This is a genomic window from Actinacidiphila glaucinigra (genome assembly GCF_035918135.1).
Taxonomy (GTDB): Bacteria; Actinomycetota; Actinomycetes; order Streptomycetales; family Streptomycetaceae; genus Actinacidiphila; species Actinacidiphila glaucinigra.
The window spans coordinates 9,119,200-9,132,707 of sequence record NZ_CP109144.1 but is presented as its reverse complement, the minus strand read 5'-3'; the positions used below and the strand labels follow the sequence as shown (position 1 = coordinate 9,132,707).

The 13,508-nt window shown below is 69.8% G+C and carries 12 protein-coding genes and 2 pseudogenes; 3 read left to right on the top strand and 11 right to left on the bottom strand.

Annotation, left to right across the window (positions count from 1 at the left end; genetic code table 11):
* Position 1 precedes the first annotated feature (1 nt).
* The 4 genes from OIE69_RS41415 to OIE69_RS41400 form a co-directional block, all read right to left on the bottom strand.
* On the bottom strand, positions 2-1,255 hold the full coding sequence (locus OIE69_RS41415) for a glycoside hydrolase 5 family protein (protein ID WP_326580627.1): 1,254 nt from the start codon (positions 1,253-1,255) through the stop codon (positions 2-4).
* A 94-nt stretch (positions 1,256-1,349) separates the two neighbouring features.
* Positions 1,350-2,243, bottom strand: a complete 894-nt coding sequence (locus OIE69_RS41410; RefSeq protein WP_392567703.1) for a carbohydrate ABC transporter permease — start codon at positions 2,241-2,243, stop codon at positions 1,350-1,352.
* 20 nt (positions 2,244-2,263) lie between these two features.
* A complete protein-coding gene (locus OIE69_RS41405) occupies positions 2,264-3,226 on the bottom strand; it encodes a carbohydrate ABC transporter permease (RefSeq protein WP_326580626.1) in 963 nt (320 codons plus the stop codon).
* A gap of 12 nt (positions 3,227-3,238) precedes the next feature.
* The gene (locus tag OIE69_RS41400; protein ID WP_326580625.1) at positions 3,239-4,525 is read right to left on the bottom strand and encodes an extracellular solute-binding protein; all 1,287 of its coding nucleotides are present in this window, start codon (positions 4,523-4,525) and stop codon (positions 3,239-3,241) included.
* A gap of 386 nt (positions 4,526-4,911) precedes the next feature.
* On the opposite strand from OIE69_RS41400, the gene OIE69_RS41395 reads away from it, so the two are divergent.
* On the top strand, positions 4,912-5,934 hold the full coding sequence (locus OIE69_RS41395; protein WP_326581560.1) for a LacI family DNA-binding transcriptional regulator: 1,023 nt from the start codon (positions 4,912-4,914) through the stop codon (positions 5,932-5,934).
* Positions 5,935-5,994: 60 nt separating this feature from the next.
* On the opposite strand, the pseudogene OIE69_RS41390 reads toward OIE69_RS41395, so the two are convergent.
* Positions 5,995-6,126 (bottom strand): annotated as a pseudogene (locus OIE69_RS41390) (transposase); the annotation flags it as partial.
* Between the two features lie 569 nt (positions 6,127-6,695).
* The gene (locus OIE69_RS41385) at positions 6,696-7,094 is read right to left on the bottom strand and encodes a VOC family protein (RefSeq protein ID WP_313935094.1); all 399 of its coding nucleotides are present in this window, start codon (positions 7,092-7,094) and stop codon (positions 6,696-6,698) included.
* Between the two features lie 90 nt (positions 7,095-7,184).
* Between OIE69_RS41385 and OIE69_RS41380 the strand changes: the two genes are divergently transcribed.
* The gene (locus OIE69_RS41380; protein WP_326580624.1) at positions 7,185-8,180 is read left to right on the top strand and encodes a helix-turn-helix transcriptional regulator; all 996 of its coding nucleotides are present in this window, start codon (positions 7,185-7,187) and stop codon (positions 8,178-8,180) included.
* Between the two features lie 138 nt (positions 8,181-8,318).
* On the opposite strand, the gene OIE69_RS41375 is transcribed toward OIE69_RS41380, so the two are convergent.
* The 5 genes and pseudogenes from OIE69_RS41375 to OIE69_RS41355 form a co-directional block, all read right to left on the bottom strand.
* A complete protein-coding gene (locus tag OIE69_RS41375; RefSeq protein ID WP_326580623.1) occupies positions 8,319-8,504 on the bottom strand; it encodes a hypothetical protein in 186 nt (61 codons plus the stop codon).
* A 738-nt stretch (positions 8,505-9,242) separates the two neighbouring features.
* On the bottom strand, positions 9,243-9,662 hold the full coding sequence (locus OIE69_RS41370; protein ID WP_392567702.1) for a TetR/AcrR family transcriptional regulator: 420 nt from the start codon (positions 9,660-9,662) through the stop codon (positions 9,243-9,245).
* 76 nt (positions 9,663-9,738) lie between these two features.
* A complete protein-coding gene (locus OIE69_RS41365; protein WP_326581559.1) occupies positions 9,739-10,566 on the bottom strand; it encodes an alpha/beta fold hydrolase in 828 nt (275 codons plus the stop codon).
* Between the two features lie 132 nt (positions 10,567-10,698).
* Positions 10,699-11,295: pseudogene (locus OIE69_RS41360) on the bottom strand (NAD(P)-dependent oxidoreductase); the annotation flags it as partial.
* 293 nt (positions 11,296-11,588) lie between these two features.
* Positions 11,589-12,329 carry an SDR family oxidoreductase gene (locus tag OIE69_RS41355; protein WP_326580621.1) on the bottom strand — a complete coding sequence of 247 codons (741 nt, stop codon included), beginning with the start codon at positions 12,327-12,329 and terminating at the stop codon, positions 11,589-11,591.
* Positions 12,330-12,484: 155 nt separating this feature from the next.
* Between OIE69_RS41355 and OIE69_RS41350 the strand changes: the two genes are divergently transcribed.
* On the top strand, positions 12,485-13,390 hold the full coding sequence (locus OIE69_RS41350) for a helix-turn-helix domain-containing protein (RefSeq protein WP_326580620.1): 906 nt from the start codon (positions 12,485-12,487) through the stop codon (positions 13,388-13,390).
* Positions 13,391-13,508: the final 118 nt, after the last annotated feature.

Here is a 13,508-nt window from a genome sequence, read left to right as displayed (position 1 = left end):
CTCAGTGCACCTGGTCGGGCCTGACGACTTCGGTGATGCCGCGTGCGGCGAGGTGGGCGGCGTCGTCGGCGCGGGAGGCGAGCACGGCGGCGGGGCGGACACCGTCGGCGGTGAGTCGGACGAACGCCTCGTAGAACACGCCTCCGGGCGCGCACACGGAGCGGTCGGGGGCCGCATCGTCGTCGCCGACGTTGACCGCGAGCGCGGTGGTCCGGGGGGCCGGCCGTCGCGGTTCGACGCGGCGCTCCCCCACGATCCTCCGGATGGCCTCGCCGGCCGGCTTGACCTCGCCCTCGTTGGTCAGCAGGCCGAGGGAGTACTCGAGTTCGGGGAAGTCGGCGAGGTCGCGGGAGACATCGTGCGAGCACCACCAGGTGATGCCCCACACGTCCTCGCAGTCCAGGGCGTTCGCGACGGTGGCCTCGGTGAAGTCGGCGGCGTGCTCGGCGGGTATCAGGGGTGCGGGCGCGCCGACCTCCTGGAGCCAGACCGGGCGGTGCGGGTCGCCGGCCCATGCCTTGGACAGCTCGATGAGGTAGGCGGCGTGGTGTTCGGTGGCCGTTCCGGTGCGGCCGTGCCGCTGGGCCGTGCCGTTGAAGACCCATGAGTGCACGGCGGTCATTGCCCCCAGGTTCGCCGCGTGCGCAGGGGTGAAGGGGTGCCCGTCCAGGTACCAGGCGGCGTCGTAGGCGGCGTGCAGGTGCTGCCTGCCGGGGGCGGCGTCCTCGCATGCGGCGAGCACGGTCCGCAGCCAGGCGGCGGCCTGGGCCGGGGTGATCGGGTCGGGGTCGGGATGGGGCGGCCCGGAGAATTGGTTGATCTCGTTGCCGATGGTCATGCCGATGAAGTTGGGCAGGTTGTCGAGGGCGGCGGCCAGCGTGCGCAGGTAGGCGGTCTGGCCGGCGACGACGTCGGGGTCGGTGAAGATGTTGCGCCGGTGCCAGGTCTGGGTCCAGGAGGGCAGGAAGTCGAAGCTGGACAGGTGCCCCTGCAGTCCGTCCACGTTGACGTCGAGGCCGCGTTCGCCGGCGGCCTCGGCGAGCGCGACGAGCTGCTCGACGGCCCGGGGCCGGATCAGGGAGCGGTTGGGCTGGAAGACCGGCCACAGCGGGAAGACCCGGACGTGGTCCAGGCCGAGGTCCGCGATCGCATCGAGGTCCCTGCGCACCGCATCGAGGTCGAAGTCGAGCCAGTGGTGGAACCAGCCCTGGCTGGGCGTGTAGTTGGCGCCGAAGCGCGGTCCTTGGGCGGGCATCGGTACGGGTGTCCTGACTCTCGTGGGGACCTGTTCCGCTGGGGGCGGCAGCAGGTGGATAGTCGGTGCCGGTGGGCTGTGCGGGGCCACACGGTCAGCCCTTGACGGCTCCCTCCCCGACGCCGCGGAAGAAGTACCGCTGCAGGGCGCCGAAGAGCACAATCAGGGGGGCCACCGCGATGATGGTCCCGGCGGCCACCAGGCGTTCGTCGTTGGCGAAGGTGCCGTGCAGGTAGTTCAGGCCGACCGTCAGGGTGTACTTCGAGGGGTCGCTCAGCACCACCAGGGGCCACAGGAAGTCGTCCCAGGCGCCCATGAAGGCGAAGATCGCCACGACGGCCAGGGTGCCCCGCGCGGACGGGAGGGCGATGCTCCAGAAGCGCTGCCAGACGTTGGCGCCGTCCATGTATGCGGCTTCCTCCACCTCGTTGGGCAGGTTGCGGAACGCGTTGCGCATCAGCAGCACGTTCAGCGCGCCGACAGAGCCGGGGAGCAGTACGCCGATCAAGGTGTTGTTCAGGCCGAGGTCGCGTACGAAGGTGAACTGGGCGATGATCAGGCCCTCCACGGGCACCAGCATCGCCAGCACGAACGCCAGGAGGAGCGCGCGCCGTCCGCGGTGCTGCAGCCGAGCCAGGGCGTAACCCGCGAGCGCCGCGCCAACGCAGTTGGTGACGACGCTGGACACCGCCACGGTGAGCGAGTTGAGCGCGTAGTCCCACACCGGGATGGTCTCGGAGACGCGCCCGAAGTTGTGCAGAGTGGGCTGCTGCGGCAGGAACGAAGGGGGCGTACTGAAGATGTCCTCGTGGGGGCCCTTCAGCGAGGTCGACAGCTGCCATAGGAACGGTCCCACGCTGATGGCGAGGACGGCGAGCAGCAGCAGGTAGCGCAGAACGAGTTCGGGGACCCGCACACGGCGGCCGTCGGCGTCCAGCACTCCGCGGCGCGGCCGGCGACCGGCGGCCGGTGTGGTGGCGGGAACGATGGGGGTGTCGGTGGCGCTGGTCACGCGTCCTCCTTCCGGTCGGCGCGCAGGGTCAGCAGCATCAGCGCGACCACCACCACGAAGATGACGACGGAGATGGCCGAGGAGTACCCGACCCGCCCGGTCAGTCCGGTGCCGGTGCGCTGGACGAGCATCACCAGCGTGGTGTCCTCGCCTGCGGGGCCGCCGTTCGGCCCGGCGAGGACGTACACCTCGGTGAAGACCTTGAAGGCGGAGACCGCGGAGAGTGCCGCGACCAGCACCATCGTGGAGCGGACGGCCGGAACGGTGACGGTGAGGAAGCGGCGCAGGGCTCCCGCGCCGTCGACCGCGGCCGCCTCGTGCAGCTCGCGCGGGACGTCGGCGAGCGCCGCCAAGTAGATGATCATGTAGTAGCCCAGACCCTTCCAGATCGTCAGGGCCATGGCGCTCAGCAGCAGGGTCCACTGCTCGCCCAGGAAGTTGACCGGGCTCCCGCCTACCGCCGTGACGATGGAGTTGAGCAGGCCGCGGTCGTCGAGCAGCCACACCCAGATCAGGCCGACCACGACCACCGAGGCGACGACAGGCGTGTAGAAGGCGGCGCGGAAGAAGGTGATGCCGGGGATGCGCCGCTGTACGAGCAGGGCCAGCAGCAGTGGCAGGATCACCAGCGCCGGGACCACGCCCGCCACGTACAGGGAGCTGTTGCGCAGCCCGATCCAGAACGCGTCGTCGTGGAGCAGGGCCCGGTAGTTCTCGAACCCGACGAAGCTGCCGCCGACGAGCGTCCTGCGGTCGGTCAGGGAGTTGTACAGGGTGCTGCAGAACGGCCAGAGGCTGAACGCGCACACCACGATCAGGCCCGGCGCGGCGAACAGCCACGGGCTCCACCAGCGGTGGCGGCGGATCCCGCGGGAGCGCGGCCGTCCGGAGCCGGAGCTCCGGACGGCCGCGGTCCGCGGACCGCCGGCGATCGTTCCAGGGGCGGTCGAGGACGTCATGCCGTATCCCGGTCAGCTCTGGGCGAGGAGCTGGTTGGCTTCCTTGACAGCGTTGTCAAGCGCTTCCTTGGGGCTCTCCTTGCCCTGCAGAGCCTTGGCCACTTCGTTGCCGAGGGCGGTCTTCATCTGGTCGCTGAACTGCACCGGGGTGTAGTTCACGGCGTTTGCGAGGGAGCTGGCCGCCGCGATCCGCACCCGGGTCTCGTCCGTGCCGTCCTCCTTCGTGAAGTACGGGTCCTTCAGAGCTCCGGCCGTGCTCGGGAAGATCGCGACCTGCTTGGCGAAGGCCATCTGCCGTGTGTTGTCGGTGACGAAGTGGGCGAAGGCGATGGAGGCGGCCTTCTGCTTGGCCTTGGAGTTCACCATCATGCTCTGCACATAGACGTTGACCTTGCCGGTGTTGGTTATCTGGTCGGTGATCCCGATGTTCTTGTAGAGCGTCGGCGCCTGTGTCTTGAAGTTCTTGAGGTCCAGCGCGCTACCGGGGTTCATGGCGACCGCGCCGGTGAGGAACTTGTGGCCGGCCGACTCGGGGGTGGCGGTCAGGGCCTGCGGGTCCAGTGCGTGCGCGTCGTACAGCTTCTTGTAGTGCGTGAGCAGTTCGACGCCCTTGGCGTCGTTGAAGGTGAACGCGGTGCCGTCCTTGTTGACCAGTTGGGCCCCGTAGCGGCCGAAGTCCTCGATGGTGGGCACGTTGGACAAGGTGGCCACCTTGCCCTTGCTGTTCTCGGAAATGGCGAGGGCGTCGGCGAACAGGTCGTCGTAGGTCTTCGGCGGCTTCTCCGGATCCAGCCCGGCCTCCTTGAACAGCGCCTTGTTGTAGAACAGCGGGCCGGTGTTGAGATACCAGGGGAAGGCGTAGGTGCCCTCCAGGCCCGGGACGGCGTCGGCGGACCAGGCGCCGGCCAGGTACTCGGCCTTGTACTGCGCGGCGTCCTTGTCGAGGTCCAGGGCCAGACCGGCCTTGGCGAGCGGCGCCAGCAGGTCGGGGGTGACGTTGACGACGTCGGGGAGAGTCCCGCCCGACGCGTCGGCACTGAGCTTCTCCGCATAGCCGTCGGCCGGCTGGTCGACCCACTTGACGTGGGTGCCCGGGTACTTCTTCTCGAAGTCGGCGATGACGCCGTTGAAGTAGCCCGCGAAGTTGGCCTTCAGGTTCCAGGTCTGGAAGGTGATCGTGCCCGTCACCTTGCCTGACGAGTCGGTGGACGCACCTCCCCCGCCGCTCCCGCAGGCGGCGAGGGAGAACGTCGCAGCGGCGACGACGGCGGTGGCTACCGCCTTGTAGGAAGAACGCACGGTGGACGGCTCCTTTGCTCGGACCTTGCGCGTGGATGACGACCCGGGGCTGGGCCGGCCGGGTGCGCACGTGGAGGAGACCATTCCAGCCGCTGGGGGGAAAGTCAACGAATTCCCTGGAGGTTTCTTCTTGGTCGAAGCATACGAGCAGGTCAGAGCGGGTGTGAGAGGCGTCTTGCGCTCGCAACTAATGCGCTTTAGGGCAGGTCCACTGAAGCGCTTTAGTTCCGTCCGTCGGTTCCGGGTCGGAAAAGCACGCGCGGGGCCGTACGATGTGTGCTCACGTGCAGGGAAGGGGACCACTCGCGGTGGCAGACGAGCAGCAGGGCAGAGGCGTGGCCGATGCGCCGGGGCACGGTCGTCCGGCCGGGCGCCGCCGTCCCACGATCAAGAACATCGCCCAGCGGGCGGGGGTGTCCGAGAGCGCTGCTTCGTTTGCGCTCAACGGCCGTCCCGGCGTCTCCGAGGCCACGCGCGACCGTGTACGCCGCGTCGCCGAGCAGCTCGGCTGGCGACCCAGCGCCGCGGCACGGGCCCTGTCCGGCGAGGGGGCGGCGACGGTGGGCCTCGTACTGGCCCGGCCCGCCGAGACCCTGGGCGTCGACTCGTTCTTCCTGCAACTGGTCTCGGGTATCCAGGAGGTGCTGGCCCCGCGTCATCTGGGCCTGCTGCTCCAGGTGGTGGAGGACACCGAAGCCGAGTGCGGTGCCTACCGTCGCTGGTGGGCCGAGCACCGCGTCGACGGGGTACTGGTCGTCGACCCGCGCACTGACGATCCGCGCCCAGCCCTGCTCGATGAACTCGGCCTCCCCGGCGTGGTGATCGGCGCCCTTCCGGAGTCCGACCCCGGTGCGCACCACCGTCTGTCACAGGTGCGGGTCGAGGACGCGCAGGCCATGGCCGCCGTGGTCGGCCGCCTGCACGCCCTTGGCCACCGGCGCATCGCCCATGTCGCGGGTCTTCCGACCCTGGCTCACACCGCTCGCCGCATCGAGTCGCTCACGAAGGAGGCGGCACGCCAAGGGCTGGATGCGGCACGGTCCGTGGTGACGGACTACTCTGACGCCGAGGGCGCCGCCGCCACACGCCGGGTGCTGCAGGAGCCCGATCCGCCTACGGCGATCATCTATGACAACGACGTGATGGCGGCAGCGGGCTGGGGGGCGGCTGTCGGCCTGGGCCGCGACGTGCCCGACGACGTCTCCATCGTCTCCTGGGAGGACTCGGCTGTGTGCCGCCTGGTCCAGCCATGGCTGACCGCGCTGTCCCGCGACGCGGTGGCCTTCGGCCGGACCGCGGCCGAGGAACTGACCGCCCTCCTCGACGGCGGCGTGGCCCGCGATGTGACTCTGCCGCTCCCCCAGCTCATCGAACGCGGCAGCACCGCCGCCGCACCGTCCGGCACCTAAGCAAGGGGGCGTCCGCAACTTGACTCCCTTGCGCAGCCGGCCCGGGACGCGGGCAGGTGCGTCCTGGCGCAACCACTTCGACAACGTGACCGGATGCATGCCGAGACCAACGGCGGTCTGCTTCTGTTCTTTTCCTGCCCGCACCAACGCGACGGCGCGGGCGCGGAACTCAGCGGGGTAGGCGCGCGGCATTCCGGCAGCCTCTCGTGAAGGCCGTCAGTCAGCCAGCAGAACTGGAACCTGAGAGGTGGGGCAGGTCAACCTGTCACCCAAACCTGCAGCAGACCCCCAACTGGTCCAATGAACCGTTCCGGGTTCGGTAGAGATCTCAGACGTTGTGTGTGACCTGGGGTTTCGTGGTTGTGAGGTAGTGGTGGGCTTCGTATTCGGCGGGTGGGATGTCTCGCCGGTGGGGTGGTTGGAGCGCGGTCCGCTGGCTCACGGGTGGGCGGACCAGCGGTGGACGCTCGCGCGGATCAAGACATGTCCGGGCGTTTTCGGCCCGATCTTTCGGCCACCGGTGGGCGGATTCCGGGGTGTCACGCCGGGTGTCACGCTCCCTCGGGGTGCCACGCCGCGTTTCACGGCAGCGTGACACCCGCAACGCTCACTGTCGGTGAGCGTTACACCCGTCCCGGCTGGTGGGCGCACTCGCCGCAGGCCGCGCAGCCGGCTGTCCGGTGACAATGAACCCGGACCGTTTGCCAACGAAGTTGGACCGACGGCGAAACCGTGTGCCTGCCGGGCGGCTGTGTTGTCGCTCAGCGAGCGAACTTCTCGATGGCGGCCGGTGTGACGGGGGTGAAAAAGTTGACGAGGTTGCCGTCGGGGTCGCGGAACAGGAGCGAACGGTTGCCCCAGGGCATCGTGGTGGGTTCGTTGACGAAGTCCTCCACGAAGCCGGTCAGGTTCTTGTGCACGCTGTCCACGTCGTCGACAAGGAATTCGAGGATGACGCTGTGGTTGTCGGCCGGGCGGGCGGAGCCAGGTGCGAACAGGGGGACAGTGCGGGTGCTGCCGATCGCGAGGGTGGCCGAGGTGGTCCTGAGCTCCGCGAAGTCCTCGTTGGACCAGTCGGCAGATACTCCGGTGGCGCACTCGTAAAAGTTGACGAGGCGGGCGACGTCGCCCGTGATGATGCGGATAGAGACAAAGTCCATGGTTTTCTCCTGGTCCGTCGGTGCTTCTGATCGCAAGGTACGACGAATACCGGGCGGAACCCGCCCGGTATATGCGGGAGACTTCGGGGCATGCCTCGCCCCGTTGCCCGCGTGCTCGCCCTGCTGGAACTCCTGCAGTCGGGCGGCATCCGGACCGTGACCGAACTCGCCGATCGGCTCGACGTCGACGAACGCACCGTACGGCGATACGTCGGTCACCTCGTCGACCTCGATGTGCCCGTCGAGTCGGTGCGCGGCCGCTACGGCGGCTACCGCCTCGCCCCCGGTTACCGCATGCCTCCGCTCATGCTGAGCGACGACGAAGCGCTCGCCGTGCTGCTCGGCCTGGTCGCGGGTCGGCGAGCCGGCTTGGCCACGGACACGGCGAGTGAGACGGCGGCGGCAAAGATCCGACGAGTGCTGCCCGAGCGGCTGAGCCGCAGACTCGACGCCGTGCTCGGTTCCCTTGCCTTCACGGATCCGCCCGGTGAGGCAGTCGCCCCGGAATCCACGGTCCTGCTCGCGATCGCCGACGCGGTTAACCATCACCGGCCGGTCTCGATCCGGTACACAGCCGCCGACGGCCGGCGCAGCGAACGCACACTGCATCCGCACGGGGTCGTCGCCCACTCGGGCCGGTGGTACGTCACGGCTGCGGATCTCACGGCGGGCGAGGACCGGACGTTTCGGCTGGATCGCATCACCGGGGTGAGAACCCTACCCGGCTCGTTCGAACCACCCGCCGGACTCGACCCGGCGAAGCGCGTACTGACCGGGCTCGCCACAGCTCCGTACCGGCATGAGGTAACCCTGCGGATCCAGGGGACGGCCGAGCAGATCCGCACCCGGCTTCCCGCCGACATCGCGATCGTGGAGGAACTCCCCTCCCCGAGCAGCGCAGATCCGCAGACCGTGCGCTGGTCCCGCGTCGGACTCCGGGTGGAACGGCTCGACTGGCTGCCGGCTGTCCTCGCCTCGCTGGACCGGCCCTTCATCGTCGAACGCCCAGATGAGCTCCGCGGCCTCGTCGAAGCTCTCGCCGAACGGCTCACGAACTCTGCCCGGCGAAGCCCACCTCACGAATGACGGACGCTCAGCCCTCCCCCCGGTACCGGTCAGCCCTGCGCCGCTCGGATACGAGACGTGGGCTGTTTCGCGCCGTCGAAGCCACTCCGCCAGATGGATCACGGTGCGACTTCGATGGCAAACGGTCCTGGTTCGCTGTCACAGAACACCGGCGCAGCGGTCGCACCAGGAGCGTGGTGCCCTGGGGCAGTTGCAGACCGGGTTGTGGTCCGGGTCGTCCTGGCCGTCGAACTCGGGCTCGCCGATCGGCGGCTGGACGTCGACGTGGACCTGGCCGCCGGCGTGCAGCGTCTCGTACCGGGCGCCGCAGTCGGTTGACGTCACCTACGTCGCGATCACCGCGTCCGCTTCGCCGCTCACCGCCCGCTCACCGCGGACTGCTGGATCCACCGGGCAAGTGTGAGGACGGCATCCGGGTCGGCCTGGGCCAGCCGGACGGCGTGGCCCGCAGAGAATCCGTCCAGGGAGCCGATGCCGGCCATCGCGGTCAGCAGCGCGCTGTGTGCCGGACTGAGGCGGGCACCGCGTCAGGGTCAGCCGGCGGCACATCCGGAGCCCGCATGTTGCCCTCCCGCGTCGTCCTGGCCGCTCTGGCGGTCCCGCCTACGGGGACCGTCGTCGCCCTGCTGCTGAACAGCAGCCCGCTCCTGGCGGCCTTGGTGGGCTTCACGGGAATGGTCATGGCGGCAGTGCCCGTTTTCATCGACTGCCGGATTCGCTGGCAGAGAGGCACCGGAGCTGGATGAACGGCGTACCGATCCGGACGCGGGCGCTGGAGCGGGTAGCGCAGGACCATCCCGAGCTCGTGGTTGGACTGCAGCTGCCGTCCGGTGGTCCGTTCGCCACCGCCACTCCGGCGGGGGACCAGTGCCACCGGCCGCTCAGCTGTTCCGGCCGGAGTCACTTGATGCCGCTCATCGGCCGTAGCGGCATTTGCCAGGACCACCCGGGCGGGCGGCGCTACGGTGGCCCCTACGGGCCTCCCGGGCGCGACGGCTCCGGCTCTCCCCCAGCAGAGGGACGCCGGGGCCGGTCCCTGTCGCTCAGAGGCAGGAGGGCCGACTACCTGCCCAGCAGGCGCCCCCACCAGCCGGTGCATTGCGCGAACGCCGGCTTGGGAAGCTGGACCTGGTCCTGCCTGGAAACCCAGTACGTGCGACGGCGGTGCGGCAGCAGCTCGTACTCCAGGCTGCGCGGCCCCGCTCCCTCGGTGATGTGGTGCGGCACCTGGACCCAGACGGGGCGCGGGGCGCGGACGCTGGCGGCGTACCGGCCGGGGTGGTCGAGGGCCCACTTCCGGTACGTCTCGGCGATCGCGCGGACCGCGCCCGGACCGGACCGGCCGACGGCGGCCCGAGTCAGGACGGCGCTGATGACGCGGACGGCCTGGAGGCCGACGCCCCGGTGGAGGGCGTCCAGCGAATCGACGTGCTTGTACAGCGACGGTGTCCGTACGCCGACCCGTTCGGCCGGCAGGCCCATGGTCAGGCCGGCGAAGCCGACCTCGTCGGCAGGTTCCGACGCGGCCGCGATGACCGTGGCCCGGTCGAATCCGGCCCTAGGCACGGGCCGTCTCGAGGAACGAGCGCATCAGGCCGACCACTGCCGACGGGAACTGGACGTGCGGGTAGTGGCCCGCCCCCGGGAGCATCTCGAGTCGGCCGACACCTTCCGGAAGCGCGGCCACGATGGCCTCGCCCTCGGCCTTCGGGTCACCCCAGTCGGGATCGAGGGTGCCCATGACGACCAGGACCGGGCAATGCACGTTGCCGAGTTGGGCCCCGGCGTCGGCGGCGCTGTTCATCTGCTTTTGCAGGGCCTTCATCCGGCCCGGCTCGCGCAGCATCGCGTCGGTGCGCTCCAGGCTCGCGGCCCAGTCCGCCGGGCGCGGCTCCGGGGTCGCAATTTCCAGGTACTTCCGCCACTGCTTGTGGCTGCCGAGCATCGCGACCGCCGAGATCGCCGTCGCGCCCCTGCGGTAGCGGGACAGGCCCAGGGCGCTCAGCGAGTACTCCACCTTACGGGTGAACGGCGCCAGTTCGACGACGGCGCTCACAAGCGCCGGCGCCTTGGCAGCGGCGATCGTCGCGGCGCCGCCGGAGATGGAGTGGCCGACCAGCACCGCGGGACCGCCGAGATGCTCGATCAGTGCGATCAGGTCGCCGGCGATGTCGGTCCGGGTGTAGGACGGCCACGTCGCGGTCGACTCGCCGCTGCCTCGCAGGTCCACGGCCGCGACCTGGTAACCGGCGGCCACCAACTCCGGGACCAGGAACCGATAGGCGTCGCGGCTCTGGCCGATCCCGTGCGCAAGCACCATCAGCGGCCCGGAGCCGGTCACCTCGTAGGCGAGGGTGCCGCCTTTAACGTTCAGGAACTCAGTCATGTCGACCTCCGTAACTACTTCCAATGTCTGGGCGAGCCCGCGGGCTCCGGCCATGCCGGCGTCGGTCACCCGTCGCACCGTCTCCGAGTGGACGCCGGACCCGTTCATCGCCGCTGAGAAGATCTCCATGTCGAGCACGCAGACCTCCGACAGGTGATCGGCGGTCTCCGGCCGGACCATGGTGCCCAGCAGTTCCAGGGCGCGGCTGGACGCGCTGCCGGAGCGCAGCGCGTCCACCAGCGCGGCGGGGTTGGCGCCGGTGTCCTTGGCGAGGGCGAGCATGTCGTTGATGGCGCGCATGTTCATCAGCATCAGAGCGTTGTTGAACAGTTTCGCCTGCTGACCGGTGCCGGCCGGGCCTAGATGGACGACGCGGCTCGAGAACGACTGGAGCACCGGCCGCACCATCTCGATCGCGGATTCCTCTCCGCCGGCGAGCGTGGTGAGCGTGCGCGCTTCGGCTCCCTGCCGGCCGCCGCTGATCGGGGCGTCAACGGCGGCGATACCGTGCCTGGCGGCGAGTTCGGCCAACGCGACCGCGTTGGCCGGGGTCCCGGTGCCGTGATTGACGAAGACCGTTCCGGGCCACATCGCCGGAAGCAGTGACGCCGCCAGGTCGAGCACGGTGGCGTCGGTGTTGACGCACACCGCGAGGATGTCGGCTGCGGCGGCCGGCGCCTCCGGGCTGTCCTGCCGGGTCAGCGCGCTCAGGCGTGGGTCGTCCCACACCTCCGGGCGCCGCGCCCAGGCGTGGACCGGGAACCCGACCCCGGCTTGGCCTCGGCCATCGGCAGTCCCTGGTCACCCAGGCCGATGAAGCCGACAACCGATCGTCCGTTGCTGGGGGTGGTCATCGGTGGATCCCTTCTGGTGGTTCGGGAGACTGCAGGCCGGGCTGCTGCGACAAGGCAGGTGGGCGGGGCGACGCCGCCCCGCCCACGACGTAAACCGTGTTCAAGCGGTCGCGGCGGGTCGGTGCCCCGCGACAGCGAAATCAGCAGCCGGGCCGGGAAGGGGGCCGATCAGCGGCCGGGCAGGTTGTTCAGCGGCGCGGAGCGGCGCTCCAGGAGCTCGGCGTAGGTGCCGTCCCGCTCGGCCCAGCGCAGCGGCAGGGCGGCCTCGGCAATGATCTCGCGGGTCGTAGGCTCCACGGCCAGCAGCTCCATCACCTCATCGAGGTAATCGTCGACCGGTACGGCTGCCGGGTTGAGCTTCGCCATCGCCGGGGTCGCGACGGCCGGCGGCACGAGCTCGGCCACCTCCACGCCGGTCCCGGCCAGGTGCGCCCGCAGCGACTCGGTGTAGGAGTGGACCGCGGCTTTCGTGGCGCCGTAGGTGGCCATGAGCGGGAAGGGCAGGAACGCGATTCCCGAGCTCACCGTGATGATCGTTCCGGCACCGCGGCCGATCAGGTGCGGCGTGCAGGCGTCGATCACCCGGATGGTACCGAGCAGGTTCGTGGCGACCATGTTCTCGGCGTCGGTGATGTGCGCGGGGTCGCGCAGGTCTTCGGTGAGCAGGACTCCGGACATCGTGACAACAACGTCGAGGTCGGGGTGCGCGGCGAGCACTTCGTCGCGGGCCCGCAGGACCGAGGCGGGGTCGGTGACGTCGATCTGAACGGACTGCAGGCCGTCCCGTGGCTCGGGCTGGCGCCCGCCGACGACGACCGTGTTGCCGTCCTTCGCGAACCGGTGAGCGAGTTCGAGCCCGATGCCAGAGGTGCCACCGACGATGAGCACTGTGCGATTGGTGAGCTTCACCAGAACCTCCCTGTAACGTTCGGTAGCCGTCCAGCAACTACCCGTTCTTCCACAGCCAGGCTCGCTCACATGCTTTGGCACTGGAAAGGCCCTGCCGATCCGGGGTGTGCCAGGACCCCCTCTGCGGCCGTCGGCCCGCGGCTACCGTGGGAGGTATGCCTCAAGACGACGCGAACCGGCTGGGCGAGTACCTGCACGCCCGCCGCGACCTGGTCACGCCGCAGCAGGCCGGCATCCCCGGTGGTGCCAACCGGCGCGTCCCAGGGCTTCGCCGCGAGGAGGTCGCGATGCTTGCCGGTATCAGTGCGGACTACTACCTGCGGCTGGAGCGCGGCAGGGATCACAACCCCTCCCCGCAGGTGCTCCAGGCCATCGCCCGTGTCCTGCACCTCGACGACCTGGAAACCGAGTACCTGCTCGGACTCAACGTGCACCGCCCGCCGGCCCGCCGCAAGCAGCGCACGCCGCGCCTGCCCGCCCGGTTGCACCATCTGTTGGCGGCCGTGGACGTGCCGGCGTTCGTCGAGGACCGGCACTTCGACGTCCTGGCCTCCAACCGGCTCGCGATGGCCCTGTCGCCGCGGCTGCGGCCTGGCGAGAACCGGCTGCGCTCCCTGCTGCTCGACCCCGAGGAACGCCAGTTCCAGCACGACTGGGAGGCAGCGGTCGTCGACTCCGTCGCGGCGTTTCGCCGTTCGGTGGACGACAGCGTCGCCGACCAGCGCTCAGTCGAACTCGTCGGCGAGCTGTCCCTGGCCAGCAACCGCTTCCGCACCCTGTGGGAACGGCACGACATCAAAGCGCTCGGCTACACCAGCACCGTCAACCATCCGGTCGTGGGCGAACTGCACCTCAACCGCGAGAAGCTCGCCGTCGGAGACCTGCTGCTCGTGCTCTACTACCCGGACCAGGACAGCGACGCCGCCGAGAAGCTCCAACTGCTGACCTCCCTCGCCCCCGTCGGCGGGCAGCAGCCCGCTGCGGCCGTCGACCCGCTGACAGGCCGCGACGTCGACGCCTGCCACCAATCGCAGAGCAGTAGGGGCCGACGCAAACCGTGACGCCCTGCTCGCTCCGACCGTTGCTGAGGCGGTCACAAGAGACTCGGGGCGTGCGGGTCCGCCGCCTGTGTGACCGGCCTCAGCCGCCGGCACCGCGATTCCTCGCCGCGATGTGTCC

Excerpts from the sequence above, each read along its gene's own strand:
- OIE69_RS41415 (WP_326580627.1), bottom strand. The coding sequence starts at position 1,255 with ATGCCCGCCCAAGGACCGCGCTTCGGCGCCAACTACACGCCCAGCCAG.
- OIE69_RS41405 (WP_326580626.1), bottom strand. The coding sequence starts at position 3,226 with ATGACGTCCTCGACCGCCCCTGGAACGATCGCCGGCGGTCCGCGGACC.
- OIE69_RS41385 (WP_313935094.1), bottom strand. The coding sequence starts at position 7,094 with ATGGACTTTGTCTCTATCCGCATCATCACGGGCGACGTCGCCCGCCTC.
- OIE69_RS41380 (WP_326580624.1), top strand. The coding sequence starts at position 7,185 with ATGCCTCGCCCCGTTGCCCGCGTGCTCGCCCTGCTGGAACTCCTGCAG.
- OIE69_RS41370 (WP_392567702.1), bottom strand. The coding sequence starts at position 9,662 with ATGGGCCTGCCGGCCGAACGGGTCGGCGTACGGACACCGTCGCTGTAC.
- OIE69_RS41365 (WP_326581559.1), bottom strand. The coding sequence starts at position 10,566 with ATGACTGAGTTCCTGAACGTTAAAGGCGGCACCCTCGCCTACGAGGTG.
- OIE69_RS41350 (WP_326580620.1), top strand. The coding sequence starts at position 12,485 with ATGCCTCAAGACGACGCGAACCGGCTGGGCGAGTACCTGCACGCCCGC.